The sequence below is a fragment of the Salinibius halmophilus genome, assembly GCF_003577475.1.
GTDB classification, from domain to species: Bacteria; Pseudomonadota; Gammaproteobacteria; order Pseudomonadales; family Natronospirillaceae; genus Salinibius; species Salinibius halmophilus.
Window position 1 is genome coordinate 37,439 of the sequence record NZ_QPEP01000014.1, and the last position, 21,614, is coordinate 59,052.

At 48.6% G+C, this 21,614-nt stretch carries 18 protein-coding genes and 1 riboswitch; of the genes, 1 reads left to right on the top strand and 17 read right to left on the bottom strand.

The genetic code is table 11. The features are described from left to right. The 13 genes from DUW71_RS15320 to ectA all read right to left on the bottom strand — a co-directional run bounded on the left by DUW71_RS15320 (nucleotide 1) and on the right by ectA (nucleotide 15,949). The gene (locus DUW71_RS15320) at nucleotides 1–501 is read right to left on the bottom strand and encodes a TIGR00645 family protein (RefSeq protein ID WP_119396147.1); all 501 of its coding nucleotides are present in this window, start codon (nucleotides 499–501) and stop codon (nucleotides 1–3) included. Nucleotides 502–669: 168 nt separating this feature from the next. Beyond that, nucleotides 670–1,638, bottom strand: coding sequence for an ABC transporter ATP-binding protein (locus DUW71_RS15325; RefSeq protein WP_119396148.1), 969 nt, complete (start codon nucleotides 1,636–1,638; stop codon nucleotides 670–672). 2 nt (nucleotides 1,639–1,640) lie between these two features. Further along, on the bottom strand, nucleotides 1,641–2,639 hold the full coding sequence (locus DUW71_RS15330) for an ABC transporter ATP-binding protein (protein WP_119396149.1): 999 nt from the start codon (nucleotides 2,637–2,639) through the stop codon (nucleotides 1,641–1,643). 13 nt (nucleotides 2,640–2,652) lie between these two features. Continuing rightward, a complete protein-coding gene (locus DUW71_RS15335) occupies nucleotides 2,653–4,548 on the bottom strand; it encodes an extracellular solute-binding protein (protein WP_119396150.1) in 1,896 nt (631 codons plus the stop codon). A gap of 60 nt (nucleotides 4,549–4,608) precedes the next feature. Further along, on the bottom strand, nucleotides 4,609–5,703 hold the full coding sequence (locus tag DUW71_RS15340) for an ABC transporter permease (RefSeq protein ID WP_119396151.1): 1,095 nt from the start codon (nucleotides 5,701–5,703) through the stop codon (nucleotides 4,609–4,611). A 2-nt stretch (nucleotides 5,704–5,705) separates the two neighbouring features. Beyond that, entirely contained in the window at nucleotides 5,706–6,725 is a 1,020-nt protein-coding gene (locus DUW71_RS15345; protein ID WP_119396152.1) for an ABC transporter permease subunit, read from the bottom strand. A gap of 618 nt (nucleotides 6,726–7,343) precedes the next feature. Next, entirely contained in the window at nucleotides 7,344–9,086 is a 1,743-nt protein-coding gene (locus DUW71_RS15350; protein WP_158584164.1) for an ABC transporter ATP-binding protein, read from the bottom strand. Further along, nucleotides 9,079–10,854 carry an ABC transporter transmembrane domain-containing protein gene (locus DUW71_RS15355; RefSeq protein WP_119396154.1) on the bottom strand — a complete coding sequence of 592 codons (1,776 nt, stop codon included), beginning with the start codon at nucleotides 10,852–10,854 and terminating at the stop codon, nucleotides 9,079–9,081. Before DUW71_RS15355 ends, DUW71_RS15350 begins: the two co-directional genes overlap by 8 nt. A gap of 286 nt (nucleotides 10,855–11,140) precedes the next feature. Beyond that, a complete protein-coding gene (locus tag DUW71_RS15360; RefSeq protein WP_158584166.1) occupies nucleotides 11,141–12,022 on the bottom strand; it encodes a tetratricopeptide repeat protein in 882 nt (293 codons plus the stop codon). Between the two features lie 38 nt (nucleotides 12,023–12,060). After that, on the bottom strand, nucleotides 12,061–13,494 hold the full coding sequence (locus DUW71_RS15365) for an aspartate kinase (protein WP_119396156.1): 1,434 nt from the start codon (nucleotides 13,492–13,494) through the stop codon (nucleotides 12,061–12,063). A 168-nt stretch (nucleotides 13,495–13,662) separates the two neighbouring features. Next, the gene (locus DUW71_RS15370) at nucleotides 13,663–14,061 is read right to left on the bottom strand and encodes an ectoine synthase (protein ID WP_119396157.1); all 399 of its coding nucleotides are present in this window, start codon (nucleotides 14,059–14,061) and stop codon (nucleotides 13,663–13,665) included. A gap of 80 nt (nucleotides 14,062–14,141) precedes the next feature. Then, the gene (ectB, locus tag DUW71_RS15375) at nucleotides 14,142–15,410 is read right to left on the bottom strand and encodes a diaminobutyrate--2-oxoglutarate transaminase (protein WP_119396158.1); all 1,269 of its coding nucleotides are present in this window, start codon (nucleotides 15,408–15,410) and stop codon (nucleotides 14,142–14,144) included. A 23-nt stretch (nucleotides 15,411–15,433) separates the two neighbouring features. Next, on the bottom strand, nucleotides 15,434–15,949 hold the full coding sequence (ectA, locus tag DUW71_RS15380; protein ID WP_199671246.1) for a diaminobutyrate acetyltransferase: 516 nt from the start codon (nucleotides 15,947–15,949) through the stop codon (nucleotides 15,434–15,436). Between the two features lie 315 nt (nucleotides 15,950–16,264). Here ectA and DUW71_RS15385 point away from each other — a divergent pair, with 315 nt between their 5' ends. Beyond that, nucleotides 16,265–16,696 (top strand): chemotaxis protein CheW, encoded by a 432-nt coding sequence (locus tag DUW71_RS15385; protein ID WP_119396159.1) that lies wholly within the window; start codon nucleotides 16,265–16,267, stop codon nucleotides 16,694–16,696. A 70-nt stretch (nucleotides 16,697–16,766) separates the two neighbouring features. On the opposite strand, the gene metF is transcribed toward DUW71_RS15385, so the two are convergent. From metF to DUW71_RS15405, 4 genes are all read right to left on the bottom strand, one after another. Further along, entirely contained in the window at nucleotides 16,767–17,633 is an 867-nt protein-coding gene (gene metF, locus DUW71_RS15390; protein WP_119396160.1) for a methylenetetrahydrofolate reductase [NAD(P)H], read from the bottom strand. A 60-nt stretch (nucleotides 17,634–17,693) separates the two neighbouring features. Beyond that, complete coding sequence (gene ahcY, locus DUW71_RS15395) at nucleotides 17,694–19,076, bottom strand: adenosylhomocysteinase (RefSeq protein ID WP_119396161.1); 1,383 nt, start codon at nucleotides 19,074–19,076, stop codon at nucleotides 17,694–17,696. A gap of 18 nt (nucleotides 19,077–19,094) precedes the next feature. Next, nucleotides 19,095–19,189, bottom strand: a riboswitch (S-adenosyl-L-homocysteine riboswitch). 245 nt (nucleotides 19,190–19,434) lie between these two features. Next, nucleotides 19,435–20,598 (bottom strand): methionine adenosyltransferase, encoded by a 1,164-nt coding sequence (gene metK / locus DUW71_RS15400; RefSeq protein WP_119396162.1) that lies wholly within the window; start codon nucleotides 20,596–20,598, stop codon nucleotides 19,435–19,437. 73 nt (nucleotides 20,599–20,671) lie between these two features. After that, nucleotides 20,672–21,592, bottom strand: a complete 921-nt coding sequence (locus tag DUW71_RS15405; RefSeq protein ID WP_233546170.1) for an ArsR/SmtB family transcription factor — start codon at nucleotides 21,590–21,592, stop codon at nucleotides 20,672–20,674. Nucleotides 21,593–21,614: the final 22 nt, after the last annotated feature.

The following is a 21,614-nucleotide window of genomic DNA, read 5'->3' on the forward strand; positions in this document are numbered from 1 at the left end:
TTACGGGCGACGCGCGATGTAATCGGTTAACGCGAACAATACGCCCGATACCACAAAGGTGGTGTGAATGCCGACCTTCCACCACAGGATATCCGGGCTGTACTCGGCTAGGTTGATAAATACCTTGAGTAGCTCAACGGTTGAAATGGCAACAATGGCACTGATTAACTTCATTTTTAACGCCGAAAAACCAACCTTGCCCATCCATGATGGCCGGTCTTCATGGTCATCAACGCCTAGCTTGGAAACAAAGTTTTCATAGCCACTAAATGCAACGATCAGCAATAACCCCGCAAGCAGCGCAGTATCGACCAGAGTTAGGGTGGAGATAATTACTTCTGCTGCGGTGTTCTCAAATACGCCGATCACCAGCTTGAATAGTGTGACGCTAAATTTGAACAGCAGCGCTAGTATCGCAATGATCAAACCAATAAAAAATGGCGCCAGCAACCAGCGGGTAGCAAAGAACCATTTTTCGACATTTTTTTCGAGCTTACTCATATGCCCTCACGTTTTAAAAACAGAGGGCAATTGTGCCATGTGGTTATGAAGAATGACGAATGAATAGTTCGCAAGATTTGCAGCCGTAGGTTGCACGGCGCGTGTGTTTGCGCCGGGCAACATGTGTCACCACCGGTCAATGTTTCCCAAACCTGCGGTTTGTAAAACCTACTCGTTAAGAAAACAAGCGGCTTCGTGGCCTTCGCTCAGGGTAATCAACTGTGGTTGTTCAGTGACACACCTATCCATTGCACGCGGGCAGCGCGCGGCGAAGTGGCAGCCTTTTGGTGGATTGATTGGCGATGGCACATCTCCGGTTAGTCGAATGCGCTCACGGTCGCGCTGGCGCGGATCGGGAATAGGAATCGCATCAATCAATGACTGGGTGTACGGGTGTTTTGGTGATGAATAAATGGTATGCGCGTCGGTTAGCTCTACCACACGGCCTAGGTACATCACCGCCACACGATCCGATACGTGACGCACAACCGACAGGTCGTGGGCAATAAAAATTAGCGCTAGGTTCATTTCTTGCTGCAGGTCGAGTAACAGGTTCAGCACCTGCGACTGCACAGAAACATCTAGTGCCGACACCGACTCGTCACAAACAATGACCTTAGGCTTTAATGAAATGGCGCGGGCAATGCCAATACGCTGGCGCTGACCACCAGAAAACTCATGCGGATAGCGGTCTACTGCATCACGTGGTAAACCAACGCGCTCTAGCAGTGCTTTGGCGCGTTCGCGACGCTCAGCTGGGGTGCCAATGCCGTGCACCATCATGGGTTCTTCTAAAATCATGCCAATGGTGTGGCGCGCATTGAGCGACTCCATTGGATCTTGGAAGATAATCTGAATATCTTGGCGCAATCGACGCATGGCCTTTTCGCCCAAATGCGTGATGTCTTGGCCTTCAAACTCAATAGTGCCTGCAGTGGGTTCATGCAGGCGTAGCAGGGTTTTGCCAAGCGTGGATTTACCACAACCCGACTCGCCAACTAAACCTAGGGTTTCACCTGGGTACAAGTCAAACGACACGCCATCAACGGCATAAACAAAGTTTTTCTTCTGAAATAATCCACCACCCAGTTTGAAGTGCTGCTTGAGCTGGCGAATACGTAAAATTGGTTCAGCCATAATTATGCCTCCGCACGCTTCTGGTTAAGGGTTTGCCATTGCCAGCAAAATACTTTGTGGTCACTGGCTATCAGAGTTTGCTCTGGCGTTTGCTGGCATTGATCGGTGGCGAAATCACAACGGTTTTGGAACCTGCAGCCAGATGGCATGTTTAACAGGCTAGGCACCGATCCAGGAATGGTAGGCAGCTGAGTACGTGGTTGGCTGTCTAACTTGGGAATCGAGCTCAACAAACCATGAGTGTATGGGTGGCTTGGGTTTTCAAATAGTTTAAATACATCGGCTTGCTCAGCCGCACGGCCGGCATACATCACGACCACTTCGTCGCACATTTCAGCCACAACGCCTAGGTCGTGGGTAATAAAAATAATCGACATGCCATTGTCGTCTTGCAGTTTTTTCATCAAGTCGAGAATCTGCGCTTGAATGGTCACGTCGAGCGCTGTGGTAGGCTCATCGGCAATCAAGATATCTGGCTCACACGCCAGTGCAATGGCAATCATTACGCGCTGGCGCATACCACCAGACAACTGGTGTGGGTATTCGTCAAAACGCTTGGCTGGCTCGGGAATACCAACCTTTTCCAACATGCGTATGGCTTTTTGCTTACGCTTGTCTTTATCGTAATCTGGCCGGTGTAGTTCGTACACCTCGCAAATTTGCCGCCCCACAGTATGTACTGGGTTTAGCGCAGTCATGGGTTCTTGGAAGATCATCGAGATCTTATCGCCACGAACCTTGTACATGTCTTCTTTAGATAAGGTGGCGAGGTTTTTACCATCGTAAAGAATCTCGCCACTGACAATCTTGCCATGAGGCTGCGGTAGCAACCTCATGATCGACGCAGCGGTGACCGACTTGCCGCAGCCAGACTCGCCCACAATGCCCAATGTTTTACCTTTTGGAACATCGAAGCTCACGCCGTCTAGCACGCGAACAGTTCCAGACTCGACGGTAAATTCCGTACAGAGATTACGTACCGAGAGAATGGTGTCGGTCATTTGTCGCTCCTACTTACTTCGCTTGGTATGTGCGATCAATGATGTTGATCTGGTCTAACTTCTCACCGGCTGCTTTAGCGGCCAGGGTGCGCTCTTTTTCTTCTTGGTCTACCCAGAAGCGGTGATAACCACCTACGCCGTATAGGTACTGAGAGTCAGTTAGTGACGTACCTGGCTCTTCAGGTAACTTCAACCAACGCCAGTGCACATAGCGGTCAAATGGAACTGAGTACGTTGGAATAAACGCCGCACTCTCCATAATGATTTCTTCCGCTTTATGGTTCGCTGCTTCGCGCGCCGCAGGGTCAAACTCGTTGCGGTAGGCTTCGAGGTACTGGTCCAGCTCTGGATCACGCATCATAGTAAAGCTGTTGGTGTTGGCTTTGGCGTTTTCTGAATGGAAATACTGGAAGTGATCTGGGAAGAAAGACGTACCCATACCAATGAACGCAGCCTGGTGGTTTTTCTCTTGTGCTGCCGTCCAACCTTGCGAGCCCTCAATAAAGGTTAGCTTTAGGTTTAAGCCAGCTTTTTTCGCTTCTTCGGTCAAAATGGCAACACGCTCAGTGTGAGCATTCCACATATAAAGCAGTTCAACGACTAGCTCTTGGCCTTGATCATTCATCAAGAAGCCATTCGGACCAATTTGGTCGTAACCGGCTTTAGCAAAATGCTCGCGTGCTAGGTCTGGGTCGAAGTCGTAACGTTTTACGTCAGGATTCGTGTAACGACCATAACCAGAACCAACGGTACGCATATGCGTGTAGTCACCGCGTAGTGCTTGATTGATCATTTTTTCGATATTCAGCGACGCTGCCACACCCAAGCGAATGTCTTTGTTCGCTAATAGAGGGTGATCTTGGTTTAGCCAAATACCCGCCAAGCCCTGAGGTGCATCGGCATATACCCAGGTTTTTGCTAGGTAGCCATTCGCCCAAGCAGAGTAGTTGTCGTTAAAGCTGTGCCACTGTTCAGGCCATACCAATGCCAATGCATCAATCTCACCTTTGTTGAGGGCTTGCTTTTGAATGTCTAGGTCACGAACAATTTCAATGTTGATTTTGTCAACATTGTAACGGCCTTGGAAGTACTTCAGGTCTTTCGCCCACCAGTCTGGGTTGCGCTCCATGGTGATTTTTTTACCCATGTCAATTTCAGTGAAATTGTAGGCGGATAGCACTGGGAAGATGGTCCAGTTTTGCTCACGAATAAACTCTTCGTTGAGTACTGGCTTCACGGCATGCTCAGGAATCGCATGGATAGAGTTCAACTGGTATAACAACTCATCTGGTGCTTTTTTCGAGTTCGCCACCACCTTAATGGTGTGCTCATCTACCTTAGCAATTTCAACAATTTCTTCGGTGAAGTAGTTTTTATACCAAGGCGCTTGTAGTGGTTCGTAAGTTAGGAACTCTTGACCAAACACGTAGTCGTCGGCCGTTAGTGGCTCACCATCCGACCAGCGCGCATTTTCGTTTAACTTAAAGTAAATGGTTTTGCCGTCTTCACCATACGCCCAATGCGTTGCAACATACGGCACATAGTTACGCGTATTTGGGTGCATGAGCACTGGCGTGGTCCAAGTAGAGCGAACATAGGTAGCAAACGCGCTGTTTGAGTCAGGACCAAAGCCACGAATGGTGAGTGGGAAAGACGAATCAGCGTAAGTAATTTCGCCACCTTTTGGTGCATCCACGTTGGCGAACACTGGGTCTGAGTCATTGGTTAGCCATTCAATGTTTGCCGGCAGCTCTGCTGTTGCTGGGTAAGCGCTGGCAGCAGTGGTTTGCTCGGCCACATCGGCGTTGGCAGCAGGGGTTTCGTTAGACTCACTACCACAGCCAGCTAATAAAGCGCTAGACAGGATAGCGGCAGAAAGCAAACCCATTACGGGCTTTATCGGTTTCATGCTTTGTCCCTCGTATTGTTATGTTTTTATAGGCCCAGCTTTGCTGGGCGGGTTGTGAACTTATTCGTATTTGGTGTATCGCTTAGGGTCGAAGGCTTCGCGAATGGCTTCACCGATAAACTGCACCAGCACCAAAATCAGCGTTGTGGCGGCAATGGCAGACGACACAATCCACGGGCTGTCTAGGTGGGCTTTACCCTGCTTCAATAGCTCGCCTAAGCTTGGGGTTGGTGGTTTTACACCAAAACCAAGGTAGTCAAGCGACGTTAAGGCGCCAATGGCGGCAACCATGAAAAATGGCACCATGGTGACAATCATGACCATGGTATTGGGCAGAATGTGGCTAATGATGATGCGACGGTTCGATACCCCAATAGACTTAGCTGCCATCACATAATCACGGGCGCGCTCTTTGTAGGTCATTGAGCGCATATACCAAGTAGAGGCCATCCAGCCAAAAAGAATGTAGATCAGTGCTAGTACCCACACGCTTGGCTGGAGAATATTGGCGACCACCATGATGATGTATAAAAACGGCACCACCGTCATAATCTCAATCAAACGCTGACCCACTAGGTCGACCCAACCACCGTAGTAGCCCATCATGCAACCAAATATCACACCTATGGTCATACTGACCGCCACCGTTGTAATGGCGAACGTCATGGCGACACGAAAGCCATAAACTAGGCGGGCGAGTACATCACGACCAATGGCATCGGTGCCTAAATAGTGCTCGCGCTCCATACTAGGTGGGTAAGGTGGAAAGCTGCCTTCAATAAAGTCTTGTTCGTAAGCATTCCAAGGTACAAGAGGCATGATGACAAAGTTGTCACCCCCCTCGGCGGCGAACTTGGCTTGCAGGTCGCGGTAATTGGTCTCGTACTGATAGTCGAGGCCAAACTCGGTACCCACGTAAACATCTGAGTAAGTTGGGAAGTACAGCTTGCCTTCGTACTTCACGAGCAATGCTCGGTTATTAATAAATAGCTCAGCAAACAATGAGAACAACAGTAAACCAGCCAAAATTAAAAACGACACATAACCGCGGCGAATGGCACGAAAGCGGCGCAGCTTTTTAAGCGTTAACGGGCTAAAAAACTCACGTTTGGCTTTAGCCGCTGGCGCTGTTTGATTAATCGCTTGATCCGTCATGTTTAGCTCCCGTACTTCACGCGTGGGTCAACTAAGGCAACCAGAATGTCTGAAACGATGTTGCCAACGAGGAATAAAATGGTGGTAATAGACAGCAGTCCCATCACCACTGGATAGTCGTTATTCACTAGCGCTTCAAAACTTAGCAAGCCAATGCCGTCGATGTTAAAAATCACTTCAATCAATACCGAACCGGCAAAGAAAACCGTTAAGAAGTTGCCAAAGTGTGAGGCCAATGGAATCAAACTATTGCGCAAGGCGTGGCCCATAACCGCTTGTTTAAACGACAAGCCTTTCGCCACGGCGGTGCGCACATAATCGGCACTGAGGTTTTCCATTAGGTTGTTTTTCATGGTGACCGTTAGCACGGCGAAGTCGGCAATGAGGTAACAGATTAATGGCAGCGTGGTGTGCCACATTACATCTTTCACCTGACCCCAGAAGGTGAGGTCATCAAAGTTATCACTGGTAAAGCCGCCCATCGGGAATATTTGCAGGTCGAACGACAACCACGACAACAGCAGGATACCCACGATATAGCCTGGCACCGCGTAACCAATAAAGATTAACCAAGAGGTGACGTTATCAATGACTCCGTTGTGGCGCATGGCTTTTACAATGCCAAGCGGAATGGAAATGAGATAAGAGATTAGAAACGTACTGATGCCAAAAAACGCCGCCACAGGCAAACGTTCAGCAATCATATCGATTACCGGCATATAAAAACGTTGGCTGTAGCCAAGGTCAAATGTAAGCACCGAGCCTAGCCAATCAAGGTAAGCAGTCGGGATGGGCTCATCTAAGCCGTAGTATTCTTTTAGCTCGTTGATTTGCCGGTCGGTCAGCATCATCGAGGTACGCGACCCACCACCACTCTCGGCACCGCCCATAGCAGACGATTCCATGATGATGCGCTCAACCGGGCCACCTGGCACAAACCGCGTCAGGGCGAAAATTAAGAAGGTCGCCCCTAAAAATGTTGGGATCAGCAGCAACAAGCGCCGAAGAAAATACTGTTTCACTCTACTCTCCTGCCTGCTAACAACGCACAAGCCGATTTAGTTCTTATCAACAGATATACAGGAGCGGTTAAGACTGTAAAGACGGTGGTCGAAAGTTTCCTACTTCCATCCACAGCGAGGGAGGCTGAGCAAGTCGCTTCCTGCATTTTTGTGATTCACATCTCATACTGCACTTGATACACATCAGCAGTCAACGGCGAAAACCAAACAGAAACGACTTGCGTAAAAGATATGCTACTTAGTATGTAATTTACTTACCATTAGCGCACCGTATAATTTATACATCTATTAATTCATTATTTATAATATTTTATTTATTTTTTCTGATTTATTTTAAATTTATACAAATAATAAAAATATTTTTGAAGATTCAATTTCTAACAATGACCTTGATCGACAAAGCCAATGTAAAGAGAGAGTTACAGAAATTGGTATCGGTTTTAGTTGAAATTGGCTAATTTGCCGCAAGGATTTCACATTAACGGAACAGCGCCGAGCTCGATTGATCGTTATTTGAACGGCGCTGATTTTGGTTATCGCGTAGGTTTGACGAATCTTTGATTCGGCTAACATGTATCGCCACCGATCAATGTTTCCCAAACCTGCGGTTTGTAAAACCTACGCCGACAACTCAACTTCCTCTGCTTGATACTGATACAACTTGGCGTACCTGCCATTAGGTATGGTCAACAGGTCTTGGTGTAATCCACGCTCGGCTATGTGACCGTCGGCAAGCAGGATGATTTCATCAGCTTGGCGAATGGTGGATAACCGGTGCGCTACCACAATTAAGGTCACTTCCCCTTTAATCGCATCTAGCGCTTGTTGAATCAGCATTTCGGTTTGCGAGTCGAGGCTGGCGGTGGCTTCATCTAATAACAATACCTTGGGCTCGGCTGCCAACGCCCGCGCCATGGCAATTAACTGGCGCTGACCTGTTGATAAATCCGACCCACCCTCGCCTAGCTCGGTGTCTAAGCCATTAGCCAGCTGATTCACCAGCGGGCGCAACTGGGCTTGATCGATGGCTTTTTGCAAGCTGGCTTCGCTGATATCACGATCCATGACTAGGTTCTCGCGCAAGGTGCCTACTTTAATGAAGGGCTCTTGCGGAATCAGGCCAATGCTTTGGGTTCGATTCGCTTCACTCAAGCTATTGAGTGGTCGGCCATCAATCATGATTTGCCCGGGCTGCACTGGGTAGTGACCAAGCAGCAAGTTCAACAGGGTGGATTTACCGGAGCCAGTACGCCCAACCAACCCAATGAACTTACCTTGTGGAATGTCGATATCCAGGTTGTGCAACACAGTGCGGTCGGCTTTATAAGCAAACGTTAGCTGGTTAATGGTGATACTGGCGTCCTGAATTGGCTGCTCGTCTTTGCCCTCGTCTTCAGCCGTTTGCTGTAGCAGGTTATACACGCGCTCACCCGCCACCATAGCTGTTTGGAATAACGAAAAGCGCTGAGTAATTTCGATCAAGGGTTCACTAAAACGCCCTAAGTACATGACAAACGCATAGAGCACACCCACTTCGGCAACGCCGCCAATCACATCAAAACCAAATACCAAAATCATGGTTGCCAACACTGTGGTACTGATCATGTCCATGGCTGGGCGCAGGAACAAACCCGAGGTGCGAATGATGCGCATACGAGCATCGTACTGGCCTTCGTTCACTTTGCTGAAGGCATCACCATAACGCTGCGTTTGGTGCATGGCTTGCAATACTGACATGCCATTGATGGCTTCAGAGATATGCACGTTTTGCTCGGCCCTACGCGCGCGTACATCAGCAACCGCTTTACCGGAAAACTTCTGGTACACATACACCAACACCAAAACGGCAGGAATCATCCCTAATGCCACTAGCATTAGCTGCACATCTAACAATGCCATGCCAATCAGAATGCCAATAATCAACACCAAGCCAGTTAGTATGCTGGATAGGAAGCTGACATAAAGCTCCAACAAACTTTCCGTGTCGTTGGTTATGCGCGACAACGTTTGGCCACTGATCGAGGTGTCGTGCCAGCGCATCGGTAAGCTCAGTACGTGGGCGAACACTTTTTTGCGCAGGTCGGCAATAATGCGCAGCGCAATGCCAGAGAACAGCCGGAACTGTATATAGCTACCAATGCCAGAGACTACCACTGTTGCCACATAAACCGCCGCCAGCGTGGCAATCAGGTGCGACGCATAGTTACCTGGTACCAAGTAGTCATCGATAAATATTTTAACCAAAAATGGACCCGCCACCTCTGCCGCGGTAGCCACTAGTAATGTGGCAATCGCGATCAGAAAGACTTTTGGGCGCTGCTTAAGGGGGTCAACCAGCAGCTTAAATACCGCCTTATTCAAGGTGATTCTCCAGTTGCTGATGTGAGTACATGCGGGCATACCAGCCATCTTCTAGCTGCATTAACTGCTCGTGGGTGCCCTGCTCGGCGCACTCGCCATCTTTTAAAACAATAATTAGGTCGGCGTCTTGCACAGCACTTAACCGATGGCTTACCACCACCAGGCTGCGCTGGCCTTGCTCGCCAGCTAACGCTTGCAGAATTCGCCGCTCGGTTTCGTTGTCTACCGCCGATAGGGTGTCGTCTAAACACAGCACAGGGGCATCGCGCATTAGCGCACGTGCCAAGGCAATGCGTTGGCGCTGACCACCAGAAAGCGTTACCCCTTTTTCACCAACCGTTGTGGCCAAGCCATCCGGCAAACGCTCGATATCGGGGGCAAGTTCGGCAAGCTGAGCAAATGCCAGCACTTCTTCATCGCTGGCATTTGGTTTGCCGAGGCGAATGTTAGCGGCCAAGCTGTCGGAAAACAGAATTGGGTCTTGCGGCACCATAGCAAACACATCACGCAGGGTATCCAGGGGATACTCGGTCAAGGGTTTACCCGCCAAGGTAATACGGCCGTCCTGCACATCGTAGTAGCGCTGAATAAGGCGCAGCAGTGTCGATTTACCTGAACCAGTTGGCCCAACAATGCCAATCATCTGCCCAGTTCGCACCGATAACTGAATATCTTTTAGTGCTGCGGGCAGATGTGGTTGATAGCGAAATTCTGCAATATCAATGTTCAGTGAATACTCGCTTGGTACTGGCGCTGTGCCGTGGTCTGGCAGGGTATCCGGCTCCACTAGCAGCTCGTACAAACGCACGTGTGCCGCAGCACCACGGTGATACACATTTAAGAACCAGCCAAAGGCGAACATTGGCCAAATCAGCAACCCTAGGTACAGGTTAAAGCTAGTTAGTTGCCCAATGGTGAGCTGATCTAAGTAAATTAGATAACTACCACCAGCCAAGGCAAGCAAGGTAGAAAAGCCTAACGAACCTAGAATTAGTGGCTCATAGAGTGCTTCAATGCGCTGAACTTTGGCATTCGAAGCGAAGGTTTTTTCTGCTTGTGCATCGAAGTCACGCTGCAGAATGCCCTGCAATCCAAGCGCGCGCATCGGACGCAAGCCCGCCAGCGATTCTTGCGTATGATCGTTTAGCGTAGAAAACTGCTCGAGTGCATCTTTGTAAGACTGCTCCATCCTTACCCCAATGCGGCGAAACACATAGGTCATGATGGGAAATGGAATTAATGCCAAGGCAGCCAAACGCCAATCAACAATGGCAACCATCATGATCAGCACAACGGTAAAGGTAAGCAGCCCATCAAAGGCTGCCAACACTGCTTCGCCAGCCGCCATTTCAACGCTGTCTACATCGTTGGTGGCCCGTGCCATTAAATCGCCGGTGCGATGCTTATTGAAGAACGCTGGGCCTAGTTTGCTCAACCGGTCATACAAATGGCGGCGCAGCGCCACACTTAGCCGGTAAGAGGTACCAAATAGTTTGGCACGCCAATAATAACGCAAGCCATATCCGGCCAAGCCTAACATCAGCATAAAACCAAAACGCTGCCATAAGCCAGCCGCGGCAACCTCGCCTGCTTTCAGGTCGTCAATGGTTTTTCCCACCAACCAAGGCAAGGTAATACTAACTACCGACACCGCCATTAACGCCAATAAAGCCATGGCGTACTTCGGCCAGTTCAAACGAATATAGTTCGCCAACGACGTGGTAAAGCGCGCGTGCAACCACAGTTCGGGTGAAACATTAGGGCGCATAAGGATATCCCTGTTAAATTTTCAATTTGTTAGTTTCCACAAGGGAAGGCACTGTCAAATAGGCTGACAATGTAATAAAAGTGCACTGAGCACTTTTGAAGATCTATGGCGCGATTGCCAAAGCAAGTCGCTGCGAAACTGTTAAATCAGATACAAAATCACTGATACGTCTCTGCGGTGTTGAGGAGGATTGGGTAAAATTAGCAAAGCTAGGCGCAGGCTGCACATGAAAGGAGAACAAATGTGAACAAGTCCATGTTCACATTTTAATACACACACCCAATGGTTAGCTTAACGACAAGGAGTCGGCCAATGCTTGGAATGAGTCGGTATCCACTAATACGGCCAGCAATGGGTCGTGTAAGGCCTCGTTGTAGTAACTATTTGATAGCTCTACAGCAGTTTTCAACGACTGCATGGCCTGTTCGTTGTGCTCCATCATGGCGTAGGCACAGGCAGTTTGATAGTGCGCATGCGCGTGTTCAGGCTCAATCGACAAGGCTTGCTCACACAAGTTGAGTGCCCATTGTGGTTCACGCAGCTCCAGTACGTCGTCGGCCTTATGTGTCATGGCTTCTACGTCATCGCGACGCAAACGTAGGATTTGGTCGTAAATCTCAATGCGCTTCTCGACACTCACTTCTTGCGAGGTACGTAGCCACAATGAGTGGATTTCGTTAGTACGCTCAATCTCGTCGGCGTTTTCTTTAATCTGCTTACCACGCACTTTAATTTGCGCTTCCATTTTATCTAGGCGCTTTTCATAGGTGGCAACCAGCTCGCGAATTTGCTCATCGGCTAACTTATGTACTCGATCTTTTACTTCGCGCAGCGAGCTCCACCCTACAAGCACGAGTAGTGACGATGCTCCAGCCAAAATATAGAAGAAGTAAGTAACCGTATTGGTGGAGTACGACATGGCACGGTCGGCGACTGACAGTTCGCGATCGGTAATTTCTTTGATCAACTCTGCCCGCATACGCTGCTGTTCGTCCCTTAGGTTGCGCACTTCATCGATCAAATAACGCTCGATAAACGGGTTATACAAGGGCTCCTCAAGCGACTCAACACGCTCAAGCACATCCGCTTCACTGGCGCTTTCTACCATGGGAGTCGGCTCAGTGGTGACAGTTATATTTTCTTCTTGCCCAAATGCAACAGGCGCCACGAGGGCGCCTGCAAGTGCAATGAGCAATCTATATTTGTTTAGATTGATGCGGCACATATTGCGTAGTCGTGATTATGAGGTTCAATTAAAGCACCGTGGAGGGCACTTACTGCTTTTTCATATTCACTTTCGCCTACTACGAAGCGAATGTCCACTTGGCGAGGCACTTGGTGTACCGCCAAGATGTTAAGACCAGCTTCCGACAATGCAGCAACGGCCTTGGCTAACAAACCTGGCACGGCCAAATCTGAACCAATCGCCGATACCATAGATACTTTGCGTACCGACACTTCAGCCGTGGCATAAGCATCTTTAATAGCTTGCTCGATGCGGCGAGCATTCTTTAAGTTGGTATCAACATAATGGGTAATGCTGTTGGCATTCATGTCTTTACCACATGATTTACCATTAAAGCGGCGAATCAACTTCAAGAAAGTTTCTTCATAACCAGACGACGACACCATTTCTTGATCGAAAATTTCGATGGCAAAAGTATGCGTGCCGGCAATAATCTCAACGCGAGGCTCGCTTGAGATGTAGTCACCTGTAATCAAGGTACCTGTGTGCTCTGGCTCAAAAGTGTTCTTCACGCGCAGCGGAATTTCTTTTACGCGTAAACCACGTGCCGCTTTCGGGTGAATCGCTTCCATACCGAGCATAGAAAGCTGGTCGGCCACGTCGTAGTTAGTACGACCAATCGGTACCACCTTGTCTACGCCTACCACATTCGGGTCAGCTGACGACAAGTGATACTCTTTGTGAATAATGGCTTCGCGCGCATCGGTTAGCTCAGCAATTTTACTGAAAGTAATTTCTGAGTAGCCACGATCAAACGTGCGCATCAGGCCTTCAGAGCAGTTAGTGTAGCCAGTGATAATTGGCAACTCTTTGCTGAAATCGATGTGTTTAAACGACAGTTTAATCTTGTCGTCCATGTTGTGTGTTACCTGCTCACGCCAACCTGTTAGGTCAACAAAGCGCGCATTCACACCTTCATTACGCAACAACAATGCAGTGTTGTAAGCCGAGTGTGCTTCACCAATACCTGCCAGCATTTCACGCACGGTTAACAGGTGGTTATCTAGGTGAAAGTGGCCATACGAACATAAGCGCTGCAGGTCTACTAATGCATTACGCACGCCTTCAACACGCTCTTGAATAAAGCGATCAGCCTGCTCTAGCATTAGTGGGTCGGGGAATAGCCCTTTGTTAATTTGGCATAGGTACTGCGACAATTGTGTCATCGCATCACCCCACGCCCAGTCGCTGTCGTTGTTGGTAAACAACGCGTATACGCCAGGCTCATCGGTTTTCTTGTGCTCAAGCAGCTTGTTGGTTACGCCGCCGTATGCAGATACAACAAAACCACGATTATATGGATTGTCACGGTCAAGTAAGAAGATGTTGTCACGGCAAGCTTGCCAGTCTGACATCGACGTACCGCCGATCTTCTCAATAGTATGTTGGCCCATCTTGATGCCCTATGTCTAAATTCTGCGTTGGCTTGCGCCAACTGTGCTTGTCACAGATGCGAAATATACACCGAAGTTGACAAAAGCAGTGACTATTTTTTTGTCACCTTCGGTTGCTTTTCCGCAAAGTCTAAGAAATTGCTAAATAAAACTGATTTATCGCAACGCTTAGTCGGTGACAGACTCGGCTTCAAGTGGGTATACGCCGTTCTCGTCGTGGTGTTCACGCCCGTGCAATGGCGGGTTGAATACACAAGCAAGCTGCATTTCTTTTGACGCGCGTAGCAAATGCTTGTCGTGCTTATCTAAGATGTAAACCGTGCCTGGCTCAATCTTGTGGATTTTGCCATCCGCAACGGTTTCTACTTCCCCTTCACCACTAATGCAGTAAACCGTTTCTAAGTGGTTTTGGTAGTGGATCGGCGTTTCAGTGCCAGCATAAATAGTTGTGATGTGAAACGAGAAGCCCATGTTGTCGTCTTTTAATGACAATCGAACTGAGTTCCAGTTTTCTGATTTCATCTGGCGTTCGGTATCAATGCAATCTTGCAATTTACGTACGATCATTTTTTTAAACCCAAAAAATCTGGGCCTGCTGCAATACATGCAGCAAGCCAATTAATCTAAAAGTTAGCCTTCAATTATACTTAAGCGTCGAAGTGCTTCTTGCTACCCAAAACTTTTTTCACTGCTGCTTCAAGAATGTCTAGACCTTCGTTTAGGTCGTCTTCAGCAACGATTAGCGGGATCAAGCACTTAACAACCTGATCTTCGCTACCAGAGGTTTCGATGATTAGGTTGTTTTGGAAACATTCGGCAGTAATCTCTGCGGCAATGTCACCATTTGGCATTTCAATGCCACGCATGAAGCCACGGCCTTTCATGTTGATCTGTTCTGGGTATTGATCAGTGATCGCTTGTAAACGATCTTTCAGAATATCGCACTTAGCGCGTACAGCATTGATAAAGCGATCATCTGCCCAGTAGTGCTCAATGGTTTTCGTCGCTGTCACAAACGCAAGGTTGTTACCGCGGAAGGTACCGTTGTGCTCGCCTGGCGAGAAAATGTCTAGTTCAGGTTTCAACAGCATGATGGCGAAAGGCAAACCATAACCAGATAGAGACTTCGAACAAGTGATCATGTCTGGTGAGATACCAGCCGCTTCAAAGGCGAAGAAGTCACCTGAACGACCATTACCTGACTGAATGTCATCAGCAATCAATAAAATGTCGTGCTTGCGGCACAAGCGCTCAAGGCCTTGCATCCACTCAACTGATGCAGCCGTTAGACCACCTTCACCTTGAATTGGCTCAAAGATCGCTGCTGCTGGCTTATCGTAACCAGATGAAGGATCAGACAATAGTTTGTCAATCATCGCAATGGTGTCGATATCTTTGCCGTAATAGCCCTCAAACGGGGCACGTTGAACACCCACTGCAGGAATGCCTGCACCAGAGCGCTTGCTTGAGTTACCAGTGATACCCAAGGCGCCCAGCGTGCAGCCATGGAAACCGTTGGTGAACGACAAAATGTCGGTACGACCGGTTTTCTTACGTGCAATCTTTAGTGCCGCTTCTACTGCGTTAGTACCCGTTGGGCCGGTGAACATGATTTTGTATTCCATGTCACGTGGCTCAAGAATGTGCGATTGGAATGCATTCAAGAATGATTCTTTCGCTTCTGTGTACATGTCTAGGCCATGCGTCACGCCATCTTGCTGAATGTACTCAAGCAATGCTGCTTTTAGTACTGGGTTGTTGTGGCCGTAGTTCAATGTACCAGCGCCCGCTAAGAAATCGATGTAGCGCGTGCCATCAGTGGTAAACAGCGACGCTTCACGCGCTTGGCTGAACACTACTGGGAATGAGCGACAATATGAACGTACCGATGATTCGACTTGCTGAAAAATTTCCATGATAAATATCCTCTATAAATCTATTAAGACGCTGGAGCTGGACGGACAATCGGTCCGATACGGTGCAGCAGCTCACTGTCGTGTTGATCTTTGAAATGGCGTTGACGATCAAAAAACTCATTGACGTCATGCTCAGCTTGATAGCGCCGCGCAAACGCTTGGAAGAGTCGCTGCGAAGCATCGTTATCCGCCGTGATGGTGGTTTCGATGTAGCGAACTTCGTTCAATGCAGGCCGGCTCAAAATCTCGTCTAACATTTTGCTTGCTAGACCTTGGCCACGCGCTCGGGAATCGACCGCAACCTGCCAGACAAACAGAGTGTCAGGTGCAGCAGGTTTTTGGTACGCAGAGATGAAGCCATAGACGTCTTGCTCGTCAGAGCTCGCCGAGGCAATCACACAGGTGTCCGAGAAGTGCGTGCATTGAAGCAGATTACAGTAGGAGGAATTGGGGTCGAGTGGTTGGCATCGGTCGATCAACTGATGCACTGACATGCCGTCAGTTGCGTTCGGTGATCTAAGCCTAATGTCAGATTCCATGTTTAGTACGATGGTTAGAATGTATTGACTACTATATGTTATTTCGTAGTTTAATTTCAACTCTAAATACTTATTGGTTAACAAATAGCCACATTTTGAGAAACAAACCAACAAAACTGGTCATCGCCTGTTGCTTTGCAACAAGCCAATACAACCACAGCCAAGCCCGTAACCTAGGCATGTTCAAATGATTGGCGAGGGTTGGTAAATTTTTATTGGAAAACTCGCAAAATACGCAATGCTGTGCCTTACTTATAGAGTAGTGGCACTTCACTACCCGAAGCCTATTAATAATTACTTAGTGTTGAAAATTTTATGTCTGATGAAACCGATCTATGGCTAAGTTTTAAAGTGGGTGAACAATGGTTCGCGCAATCTGTGATTGGCATACGCGACATTGTCCCGTGCCCAGAGATCAACCCAGTTCCGGGCTCTGATTTGGATGTAGTTGGCATTGTAGATGTGCGCGGCACATCCATTGTTGTGCATGACCTCGCTAGGCTGATGAACGCGCCAGCTATTAGTGACTCACCACAACTACTAACATTTGAGCTGGAAGACAGCTTGCAGGCTATTCGTATTACCGAAGCGGGTGAAATTTTTCGAGCACCTCAAGACAGCATCGAGTCAGTCGGCAATGATCGAGAAGGCGTGCGCGGCACTATTCTCTACCAAGATCATCAGTATATTGTGCTCGACTTAATGCGACTCCTCGAGCCGCATACCGCTGAGCATGACCCTGACTAAACCTTTGACTTACACACTAAAAAGGCGCCCTATCGGCGCCTTTTTTTTGTTTTCGTTGTGGCAAGTAACCCTAAATAATTTCAACGTCTTCTTGCTGGTGTATGCGCAAGCCGAGGTTTTCCATGATATTCAGCGTTGGTTCTGACTTATTCATTGTATAGAAATGAATGCCTGGGGCTCCGCCATCAATCAGACAACCCGTAAGTTCGGTCACCACTTCTTCGCCAAACTTCTGAATGCTTTCCACATCATCGCCATAGCTTTCTAATTGCTTGCGAATCCAACGTGGAATCTCTGCACCACATGCATCTGAGAAGCGAGCAAGATTGCTATAGTTAATGATTGGCATGATGCCTGGAATAATTGGAATATCCACCCCACGCTTTTGCACCTGCTCTACAAAGTGGAAGTAAGCGTCTGGATTAAAAAAGTATTGCGTTAAAGCTGAGTCGGCACCGGCTTTCGCTTTAGTGACGAAGTTTTCGATATCGGCATTGAAGTTAGGCGCCTGCGGGTGCATTTCTGGGTAGGCAGCCACTTCGAGCTTAAATACATCACCGTAATGTTCTTTTAGAAACGCTACAAGGTCACTAGCGTAACGAAATTCACCGGTACCGCCCACCGTACCACTTGGCAGGTCGCCACGCAGTGCAACAATGCGATTAACGCCAATGTCTTTGTATTTGCCTAACAGTTCATGCAAGCCTTCCACCGTTGCGCCCACACAGGTTAGGTGTGGCGCTGTCGCGGTTTCCATTGCATTAAACTCAGCCACAGTTTTGAACGTGCGATCTTGCGTTGAACCACCAGCACCATAGGTTACCGAGAAGAAATTAGGCACTTCCTCTGCCAACTCACTGCGCACTTTGCGCAAGTTTTCCATGCCTTTGTCGGTCTTCGGTGGGAAGAATTCGAAAGACACTGTTAATTCAGACATGTTACTTCTCCTAAATAGTTGGTGCGCCAGGCGGCGCACCGATCAACTTATGGGCTGATCTTAGTACTTATAGCTTTCTGGCTTGAATGGGCCGTCAACTGGTACATTAATATAAGCCGCTTGCTCTTTGGTTAACGTGGTAATCACACCGCCGAAGCCACGCACCATCTCTGCTGCCACTTCTTCATCTAGCTTCTTCGGTAGCACTTTCACATACAAGCCTTTTGCTTTTTCACCAGCAGGTAGTTCGGCAAACTTATGCTCGAACAAGTACATTTGTGCTAATACTTGGTTAGCAAACGAACCATCCATAATACGCGATGGGTGACCTGTTGCATTGCCTAGGTTCACTAGTCGGCCTTCAGACAACAGGATGATGTAGTCTTCACGACCTTCAGCTCGGTAAACGCGGTGCACCTGTGGTTTCACTTCTTCCCACTTCCAGTTTTCGCGCATGAACTTGGTGTCGATTTCGTTGTCGAAGTGACCAATGTTACATACCACAGCATGCTTTTTAACTTTCTGTAGCATGTTTTTGTCACAAACATCGTAGTTACCGGTTGTGGTAACAATTAGATCTGTGTCACCTAGCAGGGCTTCATTGATGCAATCTAGCTCACCCGTGTTGATACCGTTTTTGTATGGTGATACCACTTCAAAACCGTCCATGCACGCTTGCATAGCACAGATTGGGTCCGCTTCGGTTACACGAACAATCATGCCTTCTTGGCGAAGTGATTGCGCTGAGCCTTTACCAACGTCACCATAACCGATCACCAAGGCTTTTTTACCCGCAAGTAGGTGGTCAGTTGCACGCTTGATGGCGTCGTTTAATGAGTGACGGCAACCATATTTGTTGTCGTTCTTCGACTTAGTCACCGCGTCGTTTACGTTGATCGCAGGCACTTTCAATGTGCCTTTTTCTAGCATTTCTAGTAGACGGTGCACACCAGTCGTCGTCTCTTCTGAGATACCGTGGATGCTGTCGAGCATTGCTGCATACTCGTTGTGTAGTACTTCAGTTAGGTCACCACCGTCATCCAAGATTAGGTTTGGCTGCCAACCGTCGACGTCTGCACCAATGGTTTTGTGTAGACACCAAACGTATTCTTCTTCGGTTTCGCCTTTCCAAGCGAATACAGGGATACCACGTGCAGCAATTGCCGCTGCTGCGTGATCCTGCGTAGAGAAGATGTTACAGCTAGACCAGCGAACCTCAGCGCCAAGCTCAACGAGCGTTTCAATCAGCACGGCTGTTTGGATTGTCATGTGGATACAACCCATGATGCGAGCGCCAGCTAGTGGCTGTTCAGCTTTGTATTTGCGGCGCAATGCCATGAGTGCAGGCATTTCAGTTTCAGCGATTTCAATTTCACGGCGACCAAAGTCGGCTAGGTTGATATCTGCAACTTTGTAATCAGTAAAGTTTTCCGGTGCAGTCATTAGATAGTCTCCAATTGTTTGAACCGGGCGCCGTTTCTTCCAGCAAGCTGGCTTAAATTTTATCGCACTACCCTGAGCCTGACAGTGTCACTGCTGCAGCGCCCCTCAAGGAGTTCGTCATTCGTTGAGTAACTAATCGTAGGTGGCAAAGCCGATTTTTTGGCTGGGCAACATGTTTAAATTTGTTTCCCGAAGCTGCGCTTCGTAAAACCTACGATGTACCGTCATTCCCGCACAGGCGGAAATCCAGTTACCAAGCGTAATTTTTTACCCGTCATTCCCGCGCAGGCGGGAATCCAGTTACAAAATCACCATAGGTTGCACGGCCATTTTTTTGGCCGGGCAACGCAGCAAGCAATTACAGGCCTGCCGCAGCGCGTAGTGCAGCTGCTTTGTCGGTTTTCTCCCACGAGAAGCCTTGGTCTTCACGACCAAAGTGACCGTACGCTGCTGTCGCGCGGTAGATTGGCTTGCGCAAATCTAGCATTTCGATGATGCCACGCGGACGAAGATCGAAGTGCTCACGAACTAGCTCTGCGATCTTGTCTTCGTCGATTTTGTTGGTGCCAAAGGTATTGATCGCGATCGACGTTGGCTCAGCAACACCAATAGCGTAAGACACTTGAATCTCACACTTATCAGCAAGGCCCGCCGCCACAACGTTCTTCGCTACATAGCGACCAGCATAAGCAGCTGAGCGGTCTACTTTTGATGGGTCTTTACCAGAGAATGCACCACCACCGTGACGCGCAGCACCACCGTAGGTGTCTACAATAATCTTACGACCGGTTAGACCACAGTCACCAACGGGACCACCGATTACGAAAATTCCGGTTGGGTTGATGTGGTATAGCGTGCCTTCATGCAACCACTCGGCTGGCAGTACAGGCTTGATGATTTTTTCTAGTACCGCTTCACGTAATTCTTCAAGGCTGATCGAAGGGTCGTGCTGGGTAGATAGAACCACCGCCTCAACGGCTTCTGGTTTACCGTTGTCGTCGTAACGTAGCGTTACCTGGCTTTTTGCATCTGGGCGCAGCCAAGGTAGCTCGCCAGATTTGCGCAGTTCAGCTTGTTTCTCAACCAAACGGTGTGAGTAATAAAGTGCCGCAGGCATTAGGTTTGGTGTTTCGTTGGTAGCAAAACCAAACATTAGGCCTTGGTCACCGGCGCCTAAGTCTTTATCTTCTGCTTCGTCAACGCCCACCGCGATGTCGGCAGACTGCTTACCAATTGCATTGATGACGGCGCAGCTGTCAGCATCGAAACCTACGTCTGAGCTGGTGTAACCAATGTCACGCACAACATCACGCACCAGATCTTCTAAGTCAACGTAAGTGCTAGTGCGCACTTCACCGGCAACAATTACCATGCCGGTTTTCACCATGGTTTCTACCGCTACACGTGCGTGTGGGTCATCTTTGATAATGGCATCAAGGATGGCATCCGAAATCTGGTCTGCCATTTTGTCTGGATGGCCTTCTGATACAGATTCCGATGTAAAAATTTTATATTCGCTCACTAGATTTACCCTCTAAATAGCAAATTGGCGGTGCCACCCCGGCCCTACCGCTTAAGTTTATCGTTTCGTTTTTTCAAACGTTCTTTTCAAATAGTAAGCACTGCACCTGAAAACCGTTGCGCAATGCCATAAAACTTGATTGGTGCAACGCAAGCCCCGCCTGAGCTGCCCAGTCGACTAGCTGCTGCTGATCGAACCCGAGCCACATATCACCACAGGCTTCACGCGCCCAAGCTTGATCGTGCTCACAGAGATCGGTAACCAATAGCACTCCGCCATTGCTCAGCATATGCCCGCTATGGCGAAACACATCAGCTGGGGCTGGCATATGATGCAGCACCATGTTGGCGACAATGGCATCAACTGTTTGATCTGCCAAATCACCAAGCTCCCCATGCACATAGCTAACGTTCTTTAATGCCAATGCTTGGTTGCGCTTTTTTGCTTGCGCGAGCATTTGCTCGGAAATATCAACCGCACATACATGCTGATAACGCTGCGCTAACGTGGCGATAAACTGGCCTGTACCTGGACCCAGTTCAATCACTTTTTTCTGCTGCCCTGTAGCCAGTGCTAGCATGCTTTCGGCGAGGTCAGCATACTGCTCAAAGTCAGAGATCAGCTCTTGCTGGACCTCAAACCGTTCAGCATTTTTGGCGAAAAACGCCTGCGCTTGCTGTAGTCTCTCCGCCCGAATTTTTTCAACGCCACGTGCTACTTCTTCATCGAGTGGCGCCACATCTAGCTCTTGCAAAATCGCTTGTATCACAGAGTCTTGCGCGACTACGCAGCGCCGATAAAACACCGACGTACCTTCTCTGCGAGTTGTAACCAACCCGGCATTGGCCAGCGTTTTTAAATGATGGCTCATACCACTCTGACGCATGGAAAAAATCTCGCTTAGCTCTAGCACCCCAAAGCTGTCGTCACGCAAAGCGCGCAGTACCCGCAAGCGTAGTTCATCTCCTAGTGCTTTGTAGCGTTTTGCTAGCATCAAAATGTTAGGCTCATTATTC

What these genes read in the sequence shown, in the direction of transcription:
- DUW71_RS15405 (WP_233546170.1), bottom strand. Translation starts at nt 21,592, where the DNA reads ATGCTAGCAAAACGCTACAAAGCACTAGGAGATGAACTACGCTTGCGG.
- DUW71_RS15330 (WP_119396149.1), bottom strand. Translation starts at nt 2,639, where the DNA reads ATGACCGACACCATTCTCTCGGTACGTAATCTCTGTACGGAATTTACC.
- ahcY (WP_119396161.1), bottom strand. Translation starts at nt 19,076, where the DNA reads ATGACTGCACCGGAAAACTTTACTGATTACAAAGTTGCAGATATCAAC.
- DUW71_RS15335 (WP_119396150.1), bottom strand. Translation starts at nt 4,548, where the DNA reads ATGAAACCGATAAAGCCCGTAATGGGTTTGCTTTCTGCCGCTATCCTG.
- DUW71_RS15385 (WP_119396159.1), top strand. Translation starts at nt 16,265, where the DNA reads ATGTCTGATGAAACCGATCTATGGCTAAGTTTTAAAGTGGGTGAACAA.
- DUW71_RS15340 (WP_119396151.1), bottom strand. Translation starts at nt 5,703, where the DNA reads ATGACGGATCAAGCGATTAATCAAACAGCGCCAGCGGCTAAAGCCAAA.
- ectB (WP_119396158.1), bottom strand. Translation starts at nt 15,410, where the DNA reads ATGGAAATTTTTCAGCAAGTCGAATCATCGGTACGTTCATATTGTCGC.
- metF (WP_119396160.1), bottom strand. Translation starts at nt 17,633, where the DNA reads ATGTCTGAATTAACAGTGTCTTTCGAATTCTTCCCACCGAAGACCGAC.
- DUW71_RS15365 (WP_119396156.1), bottom strand. Translation starts at nt 13,494, where the DNA reads ATGGGCCAACATACTATTGAGAAGATCGGCGGTACGTCGATGTCAGAC.
- DUW71_RS15355 (WP_119396154.1), bottom strand. Translation starts at nt 10,854, where the DNA reads ATGCGCCCTAATGTTTCACCCGAACTGTGGTTGCACGCGCGCTTTACC.
- DUW71_RS15325 (WP_119396148.1), bottom strand. Translation starts at nt 1,638, where the DNA reads ATGGCTGAACCAATTTTACGTATTCGCCAGCTCAAGCAGCACTTCAAA.
- DUW71_RS15370 (WP_119396157.1), bottom strand. Translation starts at nt 14,061, where the DNA reads ATGATCGTACGTAAATTGCAAGATTGCATTGATACCGAACGCCAGATG.
- ectA (WP_199671246.1), bottom strand. Translation starts at nt 15,949, where the DNA reads ATGGAATCTGACATTAGGCTTAGATCACCGAACGCAACTGACGGCATG.
- DUW71_RS15320 (WP_119396147.1), bottom strand. Translation starts at nt 501, where the DNA reads ATGAGTAAGCTCGAAAAAAATGTCGAAAAATGGTTCTTTGCTACCCGC.